At 49.3% G+C, this 21794-nt stretch carries 21 protein-coding genes and 1 pseudogene; 14 read left to right on the forward strand and 8 right to left on the reverse strand.

Annotation, left to right across the window (positions count from 1 at the left end; translation table 11 throughout):
* Positions 1 to 54 precede the first annotated feature (54 nt).
* The 11 genes from pcnB to panC all read left to right on the forward strand — a co-directional run bounded on the left by pcnB (position 55) and on the right by panC (position 11135).
* Positions 55 to 1452, forward strand: coding sequence for a polynucleotide adenylyltransferase PcnB (gene pcnB / locus H9644_RS00295; RefSeq protein ID WP_205712856.1), 1398 nt, complete (start codon positions 55 to 57; stop codon positions 1450 to 1452).
* Positions 1449 to 1928 carry a 2-amino-4-hydroxy-6-hydroxymethyldihydropteridine diphosphokinase gene (folK, locus tag H9644_RS00300; protein ID WP_191772622.1) on the forward strand — a complete coding sequence of 160 codons (480 nt, stop codon included), beginning with the start codon at positions 1449 to 1451 and terminating at the stop codon, positions 1926 to 1928. Before pcnB ends, folK begins: the two co-directional genes overlap by 4 nt.
* A 339-nt stretch (positions 1929 to 2267) precedes the next feature.
* Positions 2268 to 2864, forward strand: coding sequence for a fimbrial protein (locus tag H9644_RS00305; RefSeq protein ID WP_191772624.1), 597 nt, complete (start codon positions 2268 to 2270; stop codon positions 2862 to 2864).
* Positions 2865 to 2946: 82 nt separating this feature from the next.
* The gene (locus H9644_RS00310; protein WP_191772626.1) at positions 2947 to 3687 is read left to right on the forward strand and encodes a fimbrial chaperone; all 741 of its coding nucleotides are present in this window, start codon (positions 2947 to 2949) and stop codon (positions 3685 to 3687) included.
* Positions 3688 to 3721: 34 nt separating this feature from the next.
* On the forward strand, positions 3722 to 6313 hold the full coding sequence (locus H9644_RS00315; protein ID WP_191772628.1) for an outer membrane usher protein: 2592 nt from the start codon (positions 3722 to 3724) through the stop codon (positions 6311 to 6313).
* Positions 6314 to 6325: 12 nt separating this feature from the next.
* Complete coding sequence (locus H9644_RS00320) at positions 6326 to 6880, forward strand: fimbrial protein (RefSeq protein ID WP_191772630.1); 555 nt, start codon at positions 6326 to 6328, stop codon at positions 6878 to 6880.
* A gap of 14 nt (positions 6881 to 6894) precedes the next feature.
* Entirely contained in the window at positions 6895 to 7500 is a 606-nt protein-coding gene (locus H9644_RS00325) for a fimbrial protein (RefSeq protein WP_191772633.1), read from the forward strand.
* A gap of 17 nt (positions 7501 to 7517) precedes the next feature.
* Positions 7518 to 8114, forward strand: coding sequence for a fimbrial-like protein (locus H9644_RS00330; protein ID WP_191772636.1), 597 nt, complete (start codon positions 7518 to 7520; stop codon positions 8112 to 8114).
* A gap of 20 nt (positions 8115 to 8134) precedes the next feature.
* The gene (locus H9644_RS00335; RefSeq protein ID WP_191772638.1) at positions 8135 to 9361 is read left to right on the forward strand and encodes a fimbrial protein; all 1227 of its coding nucleotides are present in this window, start codon (positions 8135 to 8137) and stop codon (positions 9359 to 9361) included.
* A 119-nt stretch (positions 9362 to 9480) separates the two neighbouring features.
* Positions 9481 to 10272 (forward strand): 3-methyl-2-oxobutanoate hydroxymethyltransferase, encoded by a 792-nt coding sequence (gene panB / locus H9644_RS00340; protein WP_191773005.1) that lies wholly within the window; start codon positions 9481 to 9483, stop codon positions 10270 to 10272.
* A gap of 11 nt (positions 10273 to 10283) precedes the next feature.
* Positions 10284 to 11135: a pantoate--beta-alanine ligase gene (panC, locus tag H9644_RS00345; protein WP_191772640.1), complete on the forward strand. Its 852-nt coding sequence runs from the start codon at positions 10284 to 10286 to the stop codon at positions 11133 to 11135.
* Between the two features lie 93 nt (positions 11136 to 11228).
* Here panC and rpnC read toward each other — a convergent pair whose 3' ends face one another.
* Positions 11229 to 12137 (reverse strand): recombination-promoting nuclease RpnC, encoded by a 909-nt coding sequence (gene rpnC, locus H9644_RS00350; RefSeq protein WP_191772642.1) that lies wholly within the window; start codon positions 12135 to 12137, stop codon positions 11229 to 11231.
* A 273-nt stretch (positions 12138 to 12410) separates the two neighbouring features.
* Between rpnC and panD the strand changes: the two genes are divergently transcribed.
* Positions 12411 to 12791, forward strand: a complete 381-nt coding sequence (gene panD / locus H9644_RS00355; protein ID WP_000621508.1) for an aspartate 1-decarboxylase — start codon at positions 12411 to 12413, stop codon at positions 12789 to 12791.
* 3 nt (positions 12792 to 12794) lie between these two features.
* Here panD and H9644_RS00360 read toward each other — a convergent pair whose 3' ends face one another.
* The 4 genes from H9644_RS00360 to H9644_RS00375 form a co-directional block, all read right to left on the reverse strand.
* Positions 12795 to 14021, reverse strand: a complete 1227-nt coding sequence (locus H9644_RS00360) for a polysaccharide deacetylase family protein (protein ID WP_191772644.1) — start codon at positions 14019 to 14021, stop codon at positions 12795 to 12797.
* 56 nt (positions 14022 to 14077) lie between these two features.
* Complete coding sequence (locus H9644_RS00365) at positions 14078 to 14518, reverse strand: PTS sugar transporter subunit IIA (protein WP_064525101.1); 441 nt, start codon at positions 14516 to 14518, stop codon at positions 14078 to 14080.
* A 104-nt stretch (positions 14519 to 14622) separates the two neighbouring features.
* Complete coding sequence (locus tag H9644_RS00370) at positions 14623 to 15393, reverse strand: ABC transporter permease (protein WP_064525104.1); 771 nt, start codon at positions 15391 to 15393, stop codon at positions 14623 to 14625.
* Entirely contained in the window at positions 15390 to 16316 is a 927-nt protein-coding gene (locus tag H9644_RS00375; RefSeq protein WP_103758000.1) for an ABC transporter ATP-binding protein, read from the reverse strand. The genes H9644_RS00370 and H9644_RS00375 overlap by 4 nt, the downstream gene beginning before the upstream one ends.
* Positions 16317 to 16424: 108 nt before the next feature.
* Between H9644_RS00375 and can the strand changes: the two genes are divergently transcribed.
* Positions 16425 to 17087: a carbonate dehydratase gene (gene can, locus H9644_RS00380; RefSeq protein ID WP_191772646.1), complete on the forward strand. Its 663-nt coding sequence runs from the start codon at positions 16425 to 16427 to the stop codon at positions 17085 to 17087.
* A gap of 40 nt (positions 17088 to 17127) precedes the next feature.
* Here can and hpt read toward each other — a convergent pair whose 3' ends face one another.
* Positions 17128 to 17664, reverse strand: coding sequence for a hypoxanthine phosphoribosyltransferase (hpt, locus tag H9644_RS00385; RefSeq protein ID WP_000683335.1), 537 nt, complete (start codon positions 17662 to 17664; stop codon positions 17128 to 17130).
* A 205-nt stretch (positions 17665 to 17869) separates the two neighbouring features.
* On the opposite strand from hpt, the gene gcd reads away from it, so the two are divergent.
* Positions 17870 to 20260, forward strand: coding sequence for a quinoprotein glucose dehydrogenase (gene gcd, locus H9644_RS00390; RefSeq protein ID WP_191772648.1), 2391 nt, complete (start codon positions 17870 to 17872; stop codon positions 20258 to 20260).
* Between the two features lie 49 nt (positions 20261 to 20309).
* On the opposite strand, the pseudogene H9644_RS00395 reads toward gcd, so the two are convergent.
* Positions 20310 to 20858, reverse strand: a pseudogene (locus H9644_RS00395) (RNA-guided endonuclease InsQ/TnpB family protein); the annotation flags it as partial.
* Positions 20859 to 21111: 253 nt separating this feature from the next.
* A complete protein-coding gene (locus H9644_RS00400) occupies positions 21112 to 21630 on the reverse strand; it encodes a hypothetical protein (RefSeq protein WP_191772650.1) in 519 nt (172 codons plus the stop codon).
* Positions 21631 to 21794 lie beyond the last annotated feature (164 nt).

The following is a 21794-nucleotide window of genomic DNA, read 5'->3' on the forward strand; positions in this document are numbered from 1 at the left end:
GATTAGCCGCTATTTTTTTGTCCTGAATGATGTTTGACACTACCGAGGTGTATTATTTTTACCCGAGTCGCTAATTTTTGCCGCAAGGTGTTGAGCCGCGAGGAGAGCGAAGCTGAACAGGCAGTCGCCCGTCCACAGGTGACGGTGATCCCGCGTGAGCAGCATGCTATTTCCCGCAAAGATATCAGTGAAAATGCCCTGAAGGTAATGTACAGGCTCAATAAAGCGGGATACGAAGCCTGGCTGGTTGGCGGCGGCGTGCGCGATCTGTTACTTGGCAAAAAGCCGAAAGATTTTGACGTGACCACCAACGCCACGCCTGAGCAGGTGCGCAAACTGTTCCGTAACTGCCGCCTGGTAGGTCGCCGTTTCCGTCTGGCTCACGTAATGTTTGGTCCGGAGATTATCGAAGTCGCCACCTTCCGTGGTCACCACGAAGGCAATGTCAGCGACCGCACGACCTCCCAACGCGGGCAAAACGGCATGTTGCTGCGCGACAACATTTTTGGTTCCATCGAAGAAGACGCCCAGCGCCGCGATTTCACTATCAATAGCCTGTATTACAGCGTCGCGGATTTTACCGTCCGTGATTACGTTGGTGGCATGCAGGATCTGAAAGACGGCGTTATCCGCCTGATTGGTAACCCGGAAACGCGCTACCGTGAAGATCCGGTACGTATGCTGCGCGCAGTACGTTTTGCCGCCAAGTTGGGGATGCGCATCAGCCCGGAAACCGCCGAACCGATTCCTCGCCTCGCTACACTGCTAAACGATATTCCACCAGCGCGCCTGTTTGAAGAGTCTCTTAAACTGTTGCAAGCGGGCTACGGTTACGAAACCTATAAACTGCTGTGCGAATATAATCTGTTCCAGCCGCTGTTCCCGACCATTACCCGTTACTTCACGGAAAATGGCGACAGCCCGATGGAGCGCATTATTGAGCAGGTACTGAAAAATACTGATACGCGTATTCACAACGATATGCGCGTTAACCCGGCATTTTTGTTTGCCGCCATGTTCTGGTACCCACTGCTGGAAACAGCACAGAAAATTGCTCAGGAAAGCGGCCTGACCTATCACGACGCTTTCGCGCTGGCGATGAACGATGTGCTGGACGAAGCCTGCCGTTCACTGGCGATCCCGAAACGTCTGACTACGCTAACTCGCGATATCTGGCAGCTGCAGCTGCGTATGTCCCGTCGTCAGGGCAAACGTGCATGGAAACTGCTGGAGCATCCGAAATTCCGCGCCGCCTACGATCTGCTGGCCCTGCGAGCTGAAGTGGAACGTAACGCCGAGCTGCAGCGTCTGGCGAAATGGTGGGGTGAGTTCCAGGTTTCTGCGCCACCAGACCAAAAAGGGATGCTCAACGAGCTGGATGAAGATCCAACACCGCGCCGTCGTACTCGCCGTCCGCGCAAACGCGCCCCGCGTCGCGAGGGTACCGCATGACGGTGGCGTATATTGCCATAGGCAGCAATCTGGCCTCTCCGCTGGAGCAGGTCAATGCTGCCATAAAGGCACTGGCTGATATTCCCGAAAGCAGCATCCTCGCTATCTCCTCGTTTTACCGTACTCCCCCGCTTGGTCCGCAGGATCAACCCGATTATCTCAATGCCGCCGTAGCGCTGGAAACAACGCTCGCGCCTGAAGAATTGCTCAATCACACGCAGCGTATTGAATTGCAGCAAGGTCGCGTCCGTAAAGCTGAACGCTGGGGACCGCGCACGCTGGATCTCGATATCATGCTGTTTGGTAATGAAGTGATAAATACTGAACGCCTGACCGTTCCGCACTACGATATGAAGAATCGTGGATTTATGCTGTGGCCGCTGTTTGAAATTGCGCCGGAGCTGGTGTTTCCTGATGGGGAGACATTGCAAGTTATTCTTACAAAACTAAATACAATACAACCTGAAATCTGGTAATTAACCTTGTAATGCATTTCTTATTGAAGATAAGGGCAATGCATGCTAATTGGTATATTTACAGTCATAAGAAATTATATTTATCTTACACATCCCCTATCCTTTTCAAACTTTATTTATTCTTAATTTACAAATTAGGAATAATTAATTGATACATTTTATATATTGTTTCTTAGAACAAACTAAACCACTTCCTTTTATTTGGCACACAAAAACGACAAAACAATACACAACACAAATACATTCAACTCAGTGATAATTCCACGCTATTACATTTTACTCTTCCGTTCAGTATTATCCGCCCGCAATATTTCTAACTTTTTTGTAAGGATGCATGTAATGAAAAAAACTCTTCTCGCAGCAGCTATGATTTTTGCTTCTGGTTCAGCAATGGCTGCCGATGGTGGTCAAATCGACTTTCACGGTCTTGTACAGTCTGGCACTTGTAAAGTCGGTGTTTCTGATGGTGGCAAACAGAGCATCACAAGTGATGGTGTAGTAACACTGAATACAGCAAATGTTACTGATACATTTCCTGAAGTTAGCGAGACTTCAGTTGGTTTCCTGCCTAAAGAATTTAAGATTTCTATTGACTGTGCTCCTGCTAGTGGCGGCCAATCTTCTTTAACCATGAGTTCCATTAGCTTTGCAAATACCAGCGGCACTCTGAACAACAATATGAACGTCATTGTTAACGGTCTTGCGCCGGCAGAAAACGTGAATATTGCTGTCCATAACATGACAAACAAAGATGGTGGTGCTGAGATTAAGCAGGTCCATATGAATGACGCCTCTAATGTACAGTTATTGGAATTAGATGCACAAGGTGATGGTCAATACCTGTTTAACGCGTCTTACGTTAAAGCGCCTAACAGCTCGGCTGTTACTGCTGGTCACGTTACCACTAACGCAATGTACACTATTATTTATAAATAATAGTGTAATAAGCATAAGGTTTGCCAGCAGGCAAACCTTATTTTCCTGTTTCTATGTAATTACATTATAGCAAGGAGTGCTTATGTTTCCCTTTGTTAAAAAAACGGTTAGTACATTATTTATTAGTGCACTTTTGACGAGCGCTCCGGTGTTCGCTGATATTGTCATTTCCGGTACGCGTATTATTTATGATTCCAATAAAAAAGATGTCAGCGTGCGTCTGGAAAATAAAGGTAATCGTCCACTATTAGTACAGAACTGGCTTGATACCGGTGACGATAATGCCGATCCCAGTCAGATAAAAGTACCTTTTGCTTCTACGCCCCCCGTTTCGCGTATAGAGCCAAAACGCGGGCAAACGATAAAAATTGCTTATACCAGCGCAACGCCATTGCCCAGCGATCGCGAAAGTGTGTTCTGGTTTAACGTGCTGGAAGTCCCGCCAAAAATCAGCAATAACACAAGTGAAAACAACAACATGCTGCAACTGGCATTTCGCACACGCATCAAACTTTTTTATCGCCCGAGCGGCTTGCAAGGTGAATCCTTTGAAGCACCAACCAAAATCAAATGGCAGGTGACCTCGCAACAAGGGAAAGCCTTTGTCCAGGCAAATAACCCAACTGCTTATTACGTCTCATTTAACCAGATTTCGCTGGATGCCAACGGTAAAAAATACAGCGTCGAGGCCTCCATGGTCGCACCATTTGGTCAGGCAGAATTTGCGGTTAAAGGTCTGAACAACAGTGTCAGTACTGGAAAAATAACTTATCAGGCGATCAGCGACTTCGGCGGCATGATCGACGGCTCCGCATCCTTGTAACTTTCATGACTTCAGCGGGAATAAGGCCTTGATTATGGCGAACAATGTCACCAACATCCCTAAAAAAACGCTACTTGCGGTCTGCTGTGCGCTTATATACAGCAACTATGTGCTGGCGGAAGAGGCTGTAGAGTATGACAGCTCTTTTCTGATGGGAAGCGGCGCGGCAACCATTGATGTCTCCCGCTATACTGAAGGCAACCCGACACCGCCGGGAATTTATAACGTCAGCGTTTTTGTTAACGACAAAGCGGTCAGCAACCTCACCCTGCCATTCATTGATGTCGGCACCCAAAGCGCCGCAGCCTGTTTAACTACGAAAAATCTGGCGCAACTACATATCCGTCAGCCAGATAACAGCGTGGTGCTGATTAAGCGCGATAGCGAAGATGGCGACTGCCTGGATATGGCCAAATCGTTCGATCAGGCTCAGGTCAGGTTCGATGGCGGCGAGCAGCGGCTGGATGTCACTGTACCCCAGGCTTTTGTGTTAAAGGGTTACCAGGGTTATGTCGATCCCTCGCTGTGGGAATCCGGAATTAACGCCGGAATGCTTTCTTACTCGATCAACGCCTATCACAACGAATATTCAGGCGACAGTAATGACAGCGTCTACGCTTCGTTTAATTCTGGTATTAACCTCGGGGCATGGCATTTACGCGCCCGTGGCAACTATTCGTGGGATAAAAACGGCGCAAACAATTTTGATTTTCAGAACCGCTATCTGCAGCGCGATCTTCCCACTCTACGCTCCCAGTTGATTGTCGGTGAAGCATATACGACTGGCGAAACATTCGACTCGGTTAACGTTCGTGGCGCACGACTCTATAGCGACAGTCGTATGCTGCCCTCTTCGCTGTCCAGCTACGCCCCCATCATCCGTGGCGTTGCCAATACTAACGCCAAAGTCACCATTACCCAGGGCGGTTACAAGATTTACGAAGCGACGGTCCCGCCAGGCGCCTTCACGATTGATGACATCAACCCATCCGGCTTCGGTTCTGAACTGTTAGTGACTATTGAAGAAGCGGATGGTAGCAAACGCACCTTTACTCAGCCATTCTCCTCTGTCGTTCAGATGCAACGTCCAGGCGTTGGCCGTTGGGATGTTTCGGCAGGCCAGGTAATTGACGATGACCTGCAGCATGAACCTAACCTCGCCCAGGTTTCGTACTACTACGGCTTCAACAACTTTTTTACCGGGTATACCGGTATTCAGGTAACCGATAACAATTATACCGCCGGATTATTAGGGGTTGGCATCAACACGTCGGTCGGCGCGTTCGCCGTTGATATGACGCACTCCCGAACAGAAATTCCGTCTGATAAGACATATCAGGGGCAGAGCTATCGGGTGACCTGGAACAAACTTATCGAATCGACAGATACATCAATCAACCTGGCAGCCTATCGCTATTCAACTCAGAACTATCTCGGGCTGCATGATGCACTGACACTGATCGATGACGCAAACCACGCCCGCGATGGTGAAAAGTACAATACGATGAGCAGCTACGAGCGCATGAAGAATCAATTTACTGTCAGCCTGAATCAGCCGTTGAAAATAGCCGATTCCGACTGGGGCTCGCTGTATATGTCTACCACCTGGACCGATTATTGGGCCGGGAGCAATAGTCGTACTGATTATAACCTTGGCTACAGTAAGGGCGTATCGTGGGGCAGCTTCAGTATGAACTTCCAGAGAACCTGGAATGAAGACGGTGAAAAAGATGACTCCGTTTACTTTAGCGTTAGTGTTCCCCTGGAGAATCTGCTCGGCGGATATCGCCCCAAATCAGGGTTCCGCACCCTAACTTCTCAAGTCAATAGTGACCTGAATGGCAACCATCAGTTCAACACTAACCTCTCCGGAGGCAATGAAGATAACACTCTCTCTTATAGTGTAAACACAGCCTACTCAATGGCGAATGAGTCAAAAGATATCACCTCGCTCGGTGGGTACATGAACTATGACTCCCAGTATGGCGGCTTCTCCGCTTCTGCCTCAGCAGACACCAATAACAGCCGACAATATTCACTCAGCGCTGAAGGCGGTTTTGTATTACACAGCGGTGGCCTGACGTTCACGAATGACAGCTTCAGTGATGCCGACACCATGGTGCTGGTAAATGCACCTGGTGCGAAAGGTGCTCGCCTGAATAATAGCAATAGCACCGTTGACCGCTGGGGTTATGGCATAGCCAGTTCGTTAAGTCCTTACCGTGAAAACCGGGTAGAACTGGATATCGACTCCATGGAAGACAACGTTGAGTTGAAAAGTACCAGCGCTATGACCGTACCGCGCAGTGGTTCGATTGTGATAGCGAAATTTGAAACCGATCAGGGGCGTGCGGCAGTACTCGCGATTGCCAGTGACGCGGGCAAGCCAATACCTTTTGCCGCCGAAGTTTTTGAAAACGATACGATGATCGGCAATATGGGCCAGGGCGGGCAGGCTTACGTCCGCGGTATTCAGGAGCAAGGCGTCCTCAGCATTCGTTGGTTTGAAAACAACCAACCCGTTGAGTGTCTGGTCAGTTACACATTCCCGGATGCTCCTGAAACGTCATCTCCAGGGTCAACGCTGTTTTTAAATAATCTTACCTGCCACATGGCAAAACACTAAAACGGAGCATCCATGAAACGGATATTGATAGCAATCCCTCTGCTCAGCTTCTGCCTGCCCCAGGCCGTACAAGCAGAAAATATTGATGTTGATTTTATTGCGACGGTCACAGAAACCACCTGCACAATAAAAATTGCGAAAGATACTGTCGATATTACGGACGACGGTGGCGATCAATACAGCCTGATTATTCCTGATGTCGGGCTGGATAAACTGGTTAATTTAAACGCCGCCGCAGAAACCACTTTTAAGCTCGTCGCATCAGGATGCAGTGCGGGTATAGGAACAATTACGACGCGAATTAGCGGTACATCTATTTCCGGTAACCTGATTAAAAACGAAGCAACAGCCACGCCTGTAGCCAGTAACATCGGTATGGGAATTAAGCGCAAAAGCACTAACGGTGAAAACTATCTGGCAGTCGATGGCACAACCGGCTTTAACTGGACTTCAGCTGAAATAACCAATGGTTTACCGATGACCGTTGCCCTGCGTGAAACAACCGCAGGCCAGGGGCAGATTGGTAATTTTAGAGCCAAAGCTACGTTTAGTTTCACCTACCAATAAGAAGGATGGCCACCATGAAAATGAATGTGATTACGAAAATGGTTTTAGCCGCAGCGTCGATTGCGGCAAGCGTCGCGCCATCTGCAATGGCAGGCACACCTTCTGTCGGACTGACCGTTAATAGTCTGATTACGACAGGGACCTGTACCACCACAATGAACACTGGCAGTAGCGGCAGCACCAAAACGGTTGATTTCGCGAGTGTTTCAACTGCTGAAGTGTTCGCGAAAACCAAAATAAAAACATTTGATCTGCAGTTTAGCGGTTGCGCAGGCATTCCGGGTAGAAAAGCATTATTAAAGCTGACACCAAGAGCGGTAGATTGCGCGGGTCCCAGTTCAAATCTCGCGGCGTTTGCCAATACCACATCGCAAACACCGAAAGCTGATAAAACGGCTGTTGAGGTCTGGACAACGGCCATACCAGGAGGTACTGGAAGCAATCAGTTTAATTGTAAATCTCCCAATACGATCGAGGTTGATCTCTCTTCTGTAACCGCCCAAAAGCCGCTGACCTATCCACTCAGCGCTCGACTGGTCCCGGTTGACGGCGCAGCAAAAACCGAGCTCACTGCCGGTGATTTTTATTCACCGACGACCCTGACCATTTCATATCAATAAATAAAGAGGCGGTTATTGTGCTCTTTCCAAATCGCAATTTCTCACTGACTGCTGGGCTGGTAACAGCCCTAACGTTAAACCAGTGTTATGCGGGTCAGGACCTGGATCTTATCGCGTCGGTGACCAACACAACCTGCCAGACACAGGTCAGCGATGGTGGGGCAGTCAATCTTGGTACCGTTAATTTGAGTTATTTCCCTGCCGACGTTACCGCTGAAACGGAATATGGTGGCGGAAAAACATTTACGATTGAGGTTACTGGCTGCAGTACTGATGCAGCAAGCACAACGCCTACGCAGTTAAAAATGAACTTTGTTCCCCAAAGCGGCCATCTCGCCAATGGGAATTCACAGGTTTTTGCGAATGACGATGAACAACTATCAACCGGGGCAAAAAACGTCGGCATCGTCATTTTTTCTACCCAGTCAGGAGCTCAGCCTTACAACATTCTGGCTCAGGATGGCACTTCACGGACGATGTTTTCCATCACTTCGGACGATCTTATCTCTTCGACCTGGACGTTCTATTCCAGAATGCAACGCGTGGTTAATTCGCTTGCCCCACAACCGGGTGTAGTTAGAAGTCGTGTACTGGTTGATGTTTATTACGAATAAATTCAAGGATGAAATACACAATGAATAAAATAATACAGTGTCTCCCCCGTTTATTGGCATTCTTGCTGGCAGGTTGTGTATTTTCCGCATCGGCCTATACACTGGTAGTCGGTAATGATGTTGAAGGGAAGGGGCGTGATAAATTCCAGTCTACCGGACCAACAGCAGATTTTACTCTCAACCACTCAAACGTATTTGGTAAAACGGTTGCAGTGCACAAAGAAACAGGCCTGAGAGAAGTTGCTGTCTACGATTGGACCGGGGTCATTAGCCCTGGTATGGTCTATTGCTATAAAAACGATCCCAATTATCATCCTATTCGGCTATTTCATAATTATATCTCCTCAGGTTTAGTCGTCGATAATCATACACTGTGGAAAACCAGCATCAATGGACTCTATTTCGTTATTGAGCTTACGACACTAGGCAGCGCTGGGGTATCAACAGATCAGTTACCTATCTGGATTGATAAACCCTCGAATTCCGGCTTTGATACTAGATTAGTCTATTCAACTACGACAGGTGGAGGATGTAACTACAACGATACCTATTATCGTCTGGGCGGACTGAACATAGGCTTCAAAATTCACCTTTATGCCGATCAAAACTTTGCCCCTACCGCTCAACAAGCCGCTAATTTTCAGCTCAGTAAAAATGGCGGGCATGGTGCGGTGGACTTCTATTTCCATAACAGCGAAACTTCCGATCAATCCCACTCGAAAAAAATAAACATCACGATCCCCGCTACAGGGATGATCCTCGCCTGGCCAACGTGTTCTGTCTCAACAATTGCTGGCGTCAGCGGCACATCGGTGACGAATGGTAATGATGTCCAGTTAGGGAACCATCTACCCAAAAATATTAAGGATGGTCTGTCGCCAGCGAAATTCAATATTAATATGACCGGTTGTTCATATATCCATAATATTGAAGTAAAACTAGCCTCGACCAAAATAGGGACGAATAATAAGCAACTGTTAGGCAATCTGGAAACTTCCGGGGCCGCGTCTGGTGTAGGCGTCTTAATTGAAGGGCTGCAATCAAGCGCCAGCGCGCAGATGGTAATTGTCCCTAATAGCGTGAATTCTGTGTATAAAGATATTATGAACGATCCTTATACTCAAAGTGAGATCGGCGTAGACAATAAAACACTCTCATTTCAGGCTACCCTCAAGCAGGATGGTTCGGCGGATATTAAACCTGGCAAATTCCGTGGGACAGGAACCTTCCAGATAACCTATCCCTGATGCATCCATTACCGGCAGGTCGCCTGCCGGTTTTGGCCATAAAGGGCTAACACTCAACACTCACATACCCTACAATGCCCTCATACTATTGATGAAATTTATGGCTAACAGGGGTAATGATGAAACCGACCACCATCTCCTTATTGCAAAAATACAAACAAGAAAAAAAACGCTTCGCCACCATCACCGCTTACGACTACAGTTTTGCCAAACTGTTTGCTGACGAAGGTCTGAACGTCATGCTGGTCGGCGATTCGCTGGGTATGACCGTTCAGGGGCATGAATCCACACTCCCCGTCACCGTTGAAGATATCGCCTACCACACTGCCGCTGTACGTCGCGGTGCGCCGAACTGCCTGCTGCTGGCTGATCTACCGTTTATGGCCTATGCCACACCGGAACAAGCATTTAAAAATGCCGCAACGGTTATGCGTGCCGGTGCCAATATGGTTAAAATCGAAGGCGGTGCCTGGCTGGTAGAAACGGTGCAAATGTTGACCGAGCGTGCGGTTCCGGTGTGTGGACATTTGGGCTTAACGCCGCAGTCGGTGAATATTTTCGGCGGTTATAAAGTTCAGGGGCGCGGCGATGCAGGTGACCGTTTACTCAATGACGCATTAGCGTTAGAAGCCGCAGGCGCACAGTTGCTGGTGCTGGAATGTGTGCCAGTTGAGCTAGCAAAACGCATTACCGAGGCGCTGGCGATCCCGGTTATCGGTATTGGCGCAGGCAACGTTACCGACGGGCAAATCCTCGTGATGCACGACGCGTTCGGCATTACCGGCGGCCATATCCCTAAATTCGCTAAAAATTTCCTCGCTGAAACGGGCGACATCCGCGCAGCTGTGCGGCAGTATATGGCTGAAGTGGAGTCCGGTGTTTACCCGGGCGAAGAACACAGTTTCCATTAAGGAGTGACGTTGTGTTAATTATCGAAACCCTGCCGCTGCTGCGTCAGCAAATTCGTCGCCTGCGAATGGAAGGCAAGCGCGTGGCGCTGGTGCCTACTATGGGTAACCTGCACGATGGCCATATGAAACTGGTCGACGAAGCCAAAACCCGCGCCGATGTGGTGGTCGTCAGTATTTTCGTTAACCCGATGCAGTTCGACCGCCCGGAAGATTTGGCTCGCTATCCCCGCACCTTGCAGGAAGACTGCGAGAAGCTAAACAAACGTAAAGTGGATCTGGTTTTCGCCCCATCAGTAAAAGAGATCTACCCGAACGGTACTGAAACCCACACCTATGTTGACGTTCCTGGCCTTTCGACCATGCTGGAAGGTGCCAGCCGTCCGGGACATTTCCGTGGCGTTTCGACCATCGTCAGCAAGCTGTTTAACCTTGTCCAGCCAGACATCGCCTGCTTCGGTGAAAAAGATTTTCAGCAACTGGCGCTGATCCGCAAAATGGTTGCCGATATGGGCTTTGATATTGAGATTGTTGGTGTGCCGATTATGCGCGCGAAAGATGGTCTGGCGCTCAGTTCTCGAAACGGTTATCTGACGGCAGAACAACGCAAAATTGCGCCTGGTCTGTACAAGGTTTTAAGTTCGATTGCCGACAAATTGCAGGCTGGAGAGCGGGATCTCGATGAAATTATTGCCATTGCGGGTCAAGAACTGAATGAAAAAGGCTTCCGCGCCGATGATATTCAGATTCGCGATGCCGACACATTGCTGGAAGTCTCTGAAAACAGCAAACGGGCAGTGATTCTGGTAGCCGCCTGGCTTGGCGATGCTCGCCTGATCGACAACAAAATCGTCGAATTGGCGTAATACTTAACTGGCGCTACGGCTGATGGCGCCAGTTATTAATTTGCCCACGTCATGGCGATGACGTCTGTAGCGATGATTCATATCGCAGGCAATTTAGTTAATCAGCTTATCAACCTCTGTAAGAGGTAAATCTGCTATCTCTGCAACGTCTTCCCGAGACATCCCTTTACTCAGAAGACGCTGGGCGAACTCCTGTCTTACTTCCTCTCTTACTTCCTGTCTTCCCTGCTGAATCCCCTTTTCAATCCCCTTCTCTTCAAACCATTGCGCCAGCGTCATCATAGACTCCCCTCCCGATTCCCTGTCTCTCACCACACCGTAAAACAAATCCGCTTGTTCAGTATGACCGCGTTGCAGCATATAGTTTTGCATGGCAACTAACTGACTTCCGCTAGTGTACCCTTCGTCAATCAGCGTGACCAGTTGCTCCAGCAATAACATTAAGTCGCGCTGGCGAATGTGTTTTTGCAGCAGTTCGAGAATTGCAATCCGCCGATGTTGCATAATTTCGTCATCCGGCGTGATGGTGATATCCACCAGCGGAAAAGGGCTGTTATAGACACGTCGCGCCAGTTCCGGTGAGTAAAACATATCAAACCAGCACATAGAGAGCGGATAAGGTGTGGCCTCGCCCTGATAAAACAGAATCGGCACCACCAGCGGCAGTTGGTCGTGATCTGCTTCCAGATGTCGGTGCATGGCGGCAATGGAATATCGCATCATGCGAAAGGCCATTTTCTTATCCGGCTTGCTTTGATGCTCAATCACAACATGCAGATAACCGGGATTGCCCTGCATTTGCACGGAATAGAGCACGTCCGTGCTGTGTCCTTTCAGGCTCTCTTCGATGAAACTCCCCGACTCTAAATGAAGCGTGTCGAAGTCACACAGTTCGCGTAGTTCCGCTGGCAAATGTATCTCCAGAAAGTCGCGGGCCGTTTCCGCGTGCATTAAAAATTGTTTAAATACCGCGTCATGCGGTGTGGTACTCGGTGCGTCCATCTTCCCTGCCTTCCGTGTGGCCCTGTGTGAAGGCAGTATCAAGTCAATGTACGCCGTAGTCAGCCGCCTCTTTGTTGTTTACCGAGCAGCGTTCAGAGAAATTTCAATTGGTTACAGGCGTTGCATGGCGGGCTTCGGCACGGCACGCAAACTGCTGATGCAAATGCCGTCAGATGAGTAGACACTAAACAAAAATCGGGCAATACTGCGTGAGAATTTTCTCAAAGCAGGCACCGCCTGCTTCGCTAATGACAGGGTAGAAAGGTAGAAGTTATGATTCGCACGATGCTGCAGGGCAAACTCCACCGCGTGAAAGTGACTCATGCGGACCTGCACTATGAAGGTTCTTGCGCCATTGACCAGGATTTTCTTGACGCAGCCGGTATTCTCGAAAACGAAGCCATTGATATCTGGAATGTCACCAACGGCAAGCGTTTCTCCACCTACGCCATCGCGGCAGAACGCGGTTCGAGAATTATTTCTGTCAACGGCGCGGCGGCTCACTGCGCCAGCGTCGGCGATATTGTCATCATCGCCAGCTTCGTCACTATGCCAGATGCCGAAGCCCGTACCTGGCGGCCCAACGTCGCCTATTTTGAAGGCGACAACGAAATGAAACGTACCGCGAAAGCGATTCCGGTACAGGTTGCCTGATTGTTATCCCTGCGGCTGGTTACTCACCAGCCGCGACATCGTCTCCAGCGAATCTGTTCTTAAAATATACAGCCGCTTTAATAAATACGGATTATCCCCCGGTTTTACTTTACCTTTCATGGTCGTCACCGCCAGATGAAATCCGGCATCATTTGCCGCCTTTACCGCTTTGTCATTAAATCCGCCAAATGGATATGAAAGATACAAGACATGAGGATTAAATTGGTTTAGCGCCCGGCGAGAGCGTTCAAAATCAAACAGAATATTATGCTCACTGCGGCTGAGTAATATTGGTCGGCGATAGCCATCAACCCGATGTAAAAAGTGGGTATGTGACTGGAAATCAAAAACATCGCTGACATCACGCAGTTCAGAAACACTCATAAACTGTAATGACTGCGGATTCCATTTCTGTGGATGGCGTTTAATACGCGAGGTAATAATAAACGCCGTGGCCTTCATGTCATATTGTTTCAGAATGGGATATGCATAACGACTCACCGACTTCAAACCATCATCAAACGTCAGCACCACCGCGCGAGCCGGAAGATTCATCGAATTACGCAGATACCCTTCCAGTTGATACAAGGTTAACGTGGTATATCCCCTGTCGCGCAACCAGGTCATTTGGTTGTTGAAAGCGCGCACCGAGGTCGTGGTCGAAGTATGACGAAAACGGGTATTCTCTTCATCGCGTAAAATATGATGGTAGGTCAATACAGGAATACCATTATCCTGCTGCGCATCCAGTGCACTGATATAGGCCAGACGTTCGCCAATACGAATTTGATACCAGGTTTGATTCAGGCGATCTTTTAATTTATTAATTATGGGATAACGCAAGTTATCGGCCAGCACGCCAAATGGCGCACTACCTGCATCAGGCGCGTTGTATATCGGAGTATCTTTCCATGTAATAAGATTTTGGTTACTCAGTGGCTTATTGAGATCCCCCAGTCCATCTTCAACTTTTTGCCGCCCTTGTACAGGTTCCAGATGCCCTTTATCGATATATCCCGTAGCAAAACCAAAATTGAATTTATAATAATCGGCTGCGGTTGGGATGACCGAAATAATCTGTCCGGCACGAATGTTGCCTACGGTTACCGTTTTGTCGCCAATTTTTCCCCAGATAGCCGCGTCCTGAGTGGTTTGCATATAACGCGCGGGAAGCGCTGCGCCGACGCCAGATGAAATCAGCAGCAGTAAAAAAATTATCTTTTTAATCATTAGAAAACGACCAGGCGAGAAACAGCGCCGTTAGTGTAGCAAAATCGGGATGCGATTTAATACTCGAACCAATTATGCTTGAGGACAAAGGGTGGATTTTTTTGTTGCTGGTGCCAGAGGCTACTGACATCAGGCCCACCCAGTTCGACAATTCGCTCGCGAAACTCCGCGCTGGATAACGTTTCACGGTATGCCAACATCTGTTCAATTAACGGTAACGTGACGCCAGAAATCACTTCGCAACGGGAATGTTTGTGGCTTAATAACGACGCAACGCGATAAGGCGCTGCACCTGCAATATCGGTTAAAAAGATAACTCCATCACCAGAATCTGTCTCATGCAGAGCATCGCACATCATGCGACTTAGCATATTGGAACTTAATCCTCGCCAGAAATTCACCGCCCGGCACTGAAGAAGCGAACCGTATTTTTTCTCCAGCGCATCAAGCATCTCGAGCGCGCGCTCGTCGTGACAGGTAATTACCCAACCTAACATCGCCTTCCTCCTTAGCCGAAAATTAGTCTACCCTGACCATTGTTGATAAAGGGTGATAGTCATCAAAACTCCTCTCCCCCAAATCCAGAGGAGAGGAAATAGCCTTAGCTGCGCAGACCGCGTCCGCGCTGGATCAGCGACCAACAGATCAGATAAAACGCAATAATAAAAATAACCAGTACGCCAAAAGTAGTGACCAGCGGCACATCATTAATGCCAAGGAAGCCGTAGCGGAAACCACTGATCATATAGACTATTGGGTTGAGGTGCGACAGCCCCTGCCAGAACGGTGGCAGCAAGGTCAGTGAGTAAAATACCCCACCAAGATAGGTCAGCGGCGTCAGTACAAAGGTTGGCACCAGGCTGATGTCATCAAACGTTTTGGCAAACACACCATTAAGCAATCCGGCAAGAGAGAACAACACCGCCGTGAGCACCAGCGTTAAAGCGACAAATACCCACGAATGCACCTGAAACGGCACAAAGAATAGCGAAATTGCTGTCACCAGCATGCCAACAAGCAGTCCGCGCGCCACGCCACCACCAACATATCCAGCAATAATCACATGCGTCGGTACTGGAGCGACCAGCAACTCTTCAATATTACGCTGGAACTTAGCGCCAAAAAATGATGAAGCGACGTTGGCGTAGGCATTGGTGATCACCGACATCATGATCAGCCCCGGAACAATGAATTGCATATAGCTGAAGCCATGCATATCGCCAATGCGCGAACCAATCAGGTTACCGAAGATAATAAAATAAAGGGTCATGGTGATGACCGGAGGCACCAGCGTCTGTATCCAGATACGCATAAAGCGATGGATCTCTTTCGCCCAGATGCTTTTTAACGCCACCCAGTAAAGATGCATCATGCGCGATCTCCTTGTTTTTCATTAACCAGTGACACAAACAGCTCTTCCAGACGGTTAGCTTTGTTGCGCATACTTAACACCTGAATGCCCTGCTCACTTAACTGTGTGAATACGCTGTTGATCCCCTGCTCACGCAGCACTTCAACTTCAAGCGTAGCGGTATCCACTAGCCGATACTGGTAACCATCGAGCTTCGGCAACGGGCTTTTCGGCGCAAGGTCGAGAATAAAGGTTTCTGACTTCAGCTTTGCCAACAGTGCCTTCATCGAGGTATTTTCCACCAGCTCACCGTGTTGAATAATGCCGATATTGCGACACAGCATTTCTGCTTCTTCCAGGTAGTGCGTGGTAAGAATGATGGTGGTGCCTTTGTCGTTTAAATCCTTCAAAAAGCCCCACATTGAGCGGCGAAGTTCGATATCCACGCCTGCTGTTGGTTCATCCAGAATAAGCAGTTTAGGTTCGTGCATCAGCGCGCGGGCAATCATTAAACGGCGCTTCATCCCGCCAGATAACATGCGCGCACGTTCGTTACGCTTTCCCCATAGATCGAGCTGTTTAAGATACGTTTCGCTGCGGATGTACGCTTCTTTGCGCTCTACACCGTAGTACCCCGCCTGATTCACCACAATTTGCTGTACGGTTTCAAACGGGTTGAAGTTAAATTCCTGCGGCACCAGTCCCAACTGACGTTTAGCGTTAACGACATCTTTCTCAAGATCGTAACCAAATACGCTGACCCGCCCGGAGGTTTTATTTACCAGAGAGCTGATAATACCGATAGTGGTTGATTTTCCGGCCCCGTTCGGCCCGAGAAGCGCATAAAAATCACCCGCTTCGACTTGCAAATCTATTCCACGAAGCGCCTGAACGCCGCCTGGATAGGTTTTTTTAAGCTGCTGAAGTTCCAGTGCAATGGTCATAAATTTTTACTTACCTTACGTTCTTACACTTTATCTGTGGTTTAAATCGTCCCGGAGTTGCCCTATATTAGCCAAACGTAATTATTTGGTTACAGGTCGTTAACCTCCATGAAAGACATAGATACACTCATCAGCAATAATGCACTATGGTCAAAAATGCTGGTGGAAGAGGATCCCGGGTTTTTTGAGAAACTGGCACAAGCGCAAAAACCGCGCTTTCTATGGATTGGATGTTCCGACAGTCGCGTTCCTGCTGAACGTTTAACAGGTCTTGAGCCGGGCGAACTTTTTGTTCACCGGAATGTTGCTAACCTGGTCATTCACACCGATCTGAACTGCCTCTCCGTGGTTCAGTATGCAGTGGATGTTCTCGAAGTTGAACACATTATTATCTGTGGCCACTACGGTTGCGGCGGCGTGCAAGCGGCGGTTGAAAACCCGGAACTGGGGCTTATCAACAACTGGCTGCTACACATCCGCGATATCTGGTTCAAACATAGCTCATTGCTCGGCGAAATGCCGCCAGAGCGTCGCCTGGATACCTTGTGCGAACTGAACGTCATGGAACAGGTATATAACCTGGGTCACTCCACCATTATGCAATCAGCGTGGAAACGCGGGCAGAAAGTCACCGTTCACGGCTGGGCCTACGGCATTCACGACGGCTTACTGCGTGACCTGGATGTCACAGCCACCAACCGCGAAACCCTTGAGCAACGTTACCGTCACGGGATTTCCAACCTCAAGCTGAAGCACATCAATCACAAATAAATATGCAATGCCGGATGCAACACATCCGGCAACTCCGCACTTACTCGTCCAGCAGAATCACTTTGCCGATATACGGCAGATGACGGTAACGCTGTGCGTAATCAATACCGTAACCCACCACAAACTCATCCGGGATCGAGAAACCGATAAATTCTACCGGGACGTTCACTTCACGTCGGGACGGTTTATCCAGCAGCGTACAAATCGCCAGCGACTTCGGTTCGCGCAGGCTTAAGATTTCACGCACTTTCGACAGTGTATTACCCGAGTCGATGATATCTTCAACAATCAGCACGTCCTTGCCACGGATATCTTCATCCAGATCTTTGAGGATTTTCACATCACGGGTGGTGGACATGCCGCTACCGTAGCTGGAGGCGGTCATAAAGTCGACTTCATGAGATACCTGAACTTCACGGCACAGGTCCGCCATAAACATAAATGAGCCACGCAGCAGACCTACCAGCACCATATCGCTGCCGCTGTCTTTGTAACGCTCAGTAATCTGACGACCCAGTTCGGCGATACGCGCTTTAATCTCCGCTTCGGGGATCATTACTTCTACAGTATGTTTCATATCTCTAACCATATGATTTAAAAACAAATCACTTCGCACGGGCAGGTTTTGGCACCGCAACAAAGCGCAAGACACGCAGTATACCAGCAAAACGATTCATTGGCGGAATCTGTTAATAAAGCTCAAATTGTGATGACGATCACACATGTTAAAACCTATAATTAATTGCTACTAAAACATTAATGAATTGAAATGGTGTCTCTTTATGGCAATTAACAATACCGGCTCGCGACGATTACTCGTGACGCTAACAGCCCTTTTTGCAGCGCTTTGCGGGCTGTATCTTCTCATTGGCGGAGGCTGGCTGGTCGCGATTGGCGGCTCCTGGTACTACCCTATCGCTGGCCTTGTGATGCTTGGCGTCGCCTGGATGCTGTGGCGCAGTAAACGCGCCGCGCTTTGGCTGTACGCGGCTCTGCTGCTCGGCACTATGATTTGGGGTGTCTGGGAAGTCGGTTTTGATTTCTGGGCGTTGACTCCGCGCAGCGATATTCTGGTCTTCTTCGGCATCTGGCTGATCCTGCCGTTTGTCTGGCGTCGCCTGGTTATCCCTTCCAGTGGTGCTGTTGCTGCGCTGGTGGTCGCGCTACTGATTAGCGGCGGTATCCTCACCTGGGCCGGATTTAACGATCCGCAGGAAATCAACGGCACCTTAAGCGCCGATGCCACGCCAGCAGAAGCCATCTCCCCCGTTGCCGATCAGGACTGGCCTGCCTATGGCCGCAATCAGGAAGGCCAACGCTTTTCGCCGCTGAAGCAAATTAACGCCGATAACGTCCACAACCTGAAAGAAGCATGGGTGTTCCGCACGGGCGATGTCAAACAGCCGAATGATCCGGGCGAAATCACCAATGAAGTGACGCCAATTAAAGTGGGCGACACGCTTTACCTGTGTACCGCTCACCAGCGTCTGTTTGCACTCGATGCTGCCAGCGGCAAAGAAAAATGGCATTACGATCCTGAGCTGAAAACCAACGAGTCATTCCAGCACGTAACCTGTCGCGGCGTCTCTTATCATGAAGCCAAAGCTGAAACTGCCTCGCCGGAAGTGATGGCGGATTGCCCGCGTCGTATCATTCTTCCGGTGAATGATGGTCGCCTGATTGCGATTAACGCTGAAAACGGCAAGCTGTGCGAAACCTTCGCCAATAAAGGCGTGCTCAATCTGCAAAGCAACATGCCGGACACCAAACCGGGCCTGTATGAGCCGACTTCGCCGCCGATTATCACCGATAAAACCATCGTGATGGCTGGTTCAGTCACCGATAACTTCTCAACCCGCGAAACGTCTGGCGTGATTCGTGGTTTTGATGTCAACACCGGAGAGCTGCTGTGGGCCTTTGATCCGGGCGCGAAAGATCCGAACGAGATCCCGTCTGACGAGCACACCTTTACCTTTAACTCGCCAAACTCCTGGGCTCCAGCGGCCTATGACGCGAAGCTGGATCTGGTTTATCTGCCAATGGGCGTGACCACGCCAGATATCTGGGGCGGTAACCGCACAGCGGAACAAGAACGTTATGCCAGCTCGATTCTGGCGCTGAATGCCACCACCGGGAAACTGGCGTGGAGTTACCAGACCGTTCACCACGACCTGTGGGATATGGATCTTCCGGCACAACCGACGCTTGCAGATATCACCGTTAACGGTCAGAAGGTGCCGGTCATTTACGCTCCGGCGAAAACTGGCAACATTTTTGTGCTCGATCGTCGTAATGGCGAACTGGTGGTTCCGGCCCCGGAAAAACCAGTTCCACAAGGCGCAGCGAAAGGCGATTACGTCACCCCTACCCAACCGTTCTCTGAACTGAGTTTCCGTCCGACGAAAGATTTAAGCGGTGCGGATATGTGGGGCGCCACCATGTTTGACCAGCTGGTGTGCCGCGTGATGTTCCACCAAATGCGCTATGAAGGTATTTTTACCCCGCCATCTGAACAGGGTACGCTGGTATTCCCGGGTAATCTGGGGATGTTCGAATGGGGCGGGATTTCCGTTGATCCGAATCGTGAAGTGGCAATTGCCAACCCAATGGCGCTGCCGTTTGTTTCAAAACTGATCCCACGCGGTCCTGGCAACCCGATGGAACAGCCAAAAGATGCTAAAGGCACGGGTACGGAATCCGGTATTCAGCCACAGTACGGCGTGCCGTATGGCGTCACGCTTAACCCGTTCCTTTCGCCGTTTGGTCTGCCGTGTAAACAGCCAGCATGGGGCTACATCTCGGCGCTGGATCTGAAAACCAACGAAGTGGTGTGGAAGAAACGCATTGGTACGCCGCAGGACAGCATGCCGTTCCCGATGCCCGTTCCGGTGCCGTTCAATATGGGTATGCCAATGCTTGGCGGGCCAATCTCCACGGCAGGTAACGTGTTGTTTATTGCCGCTACGGCAGATAACTACCTGCGCGCTTACAACATGAGCAACGGTGAAAAACTGTGGCAGGGACGTTTACCAGCGGGCGGTCAGGCAACGCCAATGACTTATGAAGTCAACGGTAAGCAGTATGTGGTGATCTCCGCAGGCGGTCACGGTTCATTTGGCACGAAGATGGGCGACTATATTGTGGCTTATGCGCTGCCGGATGATGTGAATTGACGTACTCCCCGCCCTAAAGCGCGAGGATTCTTGTTTCGCGGAGCCGAACCTAAGCCGCGTTAAGCGGCTTAGGATTTACAGGCTCTCCACAAGCTAACACGGCGAGTCCCGCCGCTTTTATATTACGGGCCGCATTGATATCACGGTCATGATCTGCGCCGCATTCAGGGCAGTGCCATTTCCGCACATCAAGAGGCATTTTTTGCATGATGAAGCCACAACAGCTACAGCGTTTTGAGGGCGGGAAACACTGGTCGATTGCGACTACTGTCCGCCCGGCCCATTCGCCTTTGTACTGGAGCTGGCGCACCAGTTAGCGCCAGCTCGCGTCTGCTATCGCTTTGGATAGCGACTGGTTGCGGATCATGTTTTTCACCTTAAGAGATTCGACGCAAACAACTTGGTTTTCGTTAATCAGTTTGCGGGTTGCCTTGTGCAAGGCATCCTGTCGGCAATCGGCAATTTTCGAGTGGTGTCGGGCCACCTTTAAGCGGGCTTTGGCGCGGTTTTTCGAGCCTTTGGCCTTTTTGCTTAACTGGCGCTGTAGCAGCGCCAGGCGTGCCGCGTATTTAGCGGTATGGCGGGGATTGCTTTGTTTCATGGGTTTACAAAATACGCTAAAAAATGTAAGCCATTACGTAGTTACCGCGCTTATATCCCCACCCGATTGGGCGAGGCTTTACGCGCAACATCGGTAAGAGCGACTCACATTGCTGTCAAAGCGCGCTTTGTTCATGCCGGATGTGACATGAACACCTTATCCAGCCCACAAAAATGTGCAAATTCAATAGATTGCAGAGCTCGCCCAAGACTGATAAGTGTAGCGCATCAGGCAGTTTTGTGCTTTTCATTTACTCGTTCGAAAATTTCAGCGACAGGAGTGCATTTTTCATTACTGTCTGATACTGCGTAACGGCATTTTCAGGCATAGAAACCTCCCCGGTGAGCAGCTTACCGTCCCGTGATGTAATCAACCTTAAATTATTGACTTTCCCTGGTATCAAACTATATGAAAGCAACCATACTTTATGCCCATCCACCACCACTTTTTCGGCCTGGGGGGCATAATTTTTCAGGGAGTTAAGCGTTATTTCCTTGAATCTATCCAGGTGTCCGGCAGGCAAAGACTGGTGCCATTGCGTAATATTAAGATGTACCCGTTTTACTTCATCATAATAATTTGCCTGTGGTTCCTGAGACAGTTGTAGTGTCGCTGCCATATCCTCTGACATAACATGAAGATCTTTGGGGAGCGCGATACTCAATTTAAGGTTCGGGATAGACTGGCTTTCCAGCTTTATATCGGCGTTAGCACTCGTAACCATAAACGAAAGCAGAAACGTCAGAATCAGATTTCGAAATGTAATCATAAATTTCCTTTTTTAATTATTGGGGTTGTGCCTGCAAGGTATTACGACACAAAACACGTAATCAGGTGCTCCTGCACTCCATTGTGTTCGCCCAATTTATACCTTTCTGACTTATAACCACTGACCAGAGACTATTTTTAAGAATTTCGCCCGTATTAAAAATA

The sequence above is a fragment of the Escherichia whittamii genome (assembly GCF_014836715.1).
GTDB lineage: Bacteria > Pseudomonadota > Gammaproteobacteria > Enterobacterales > Enterobacteriaceae > Escherichia > Escherichia whittamii.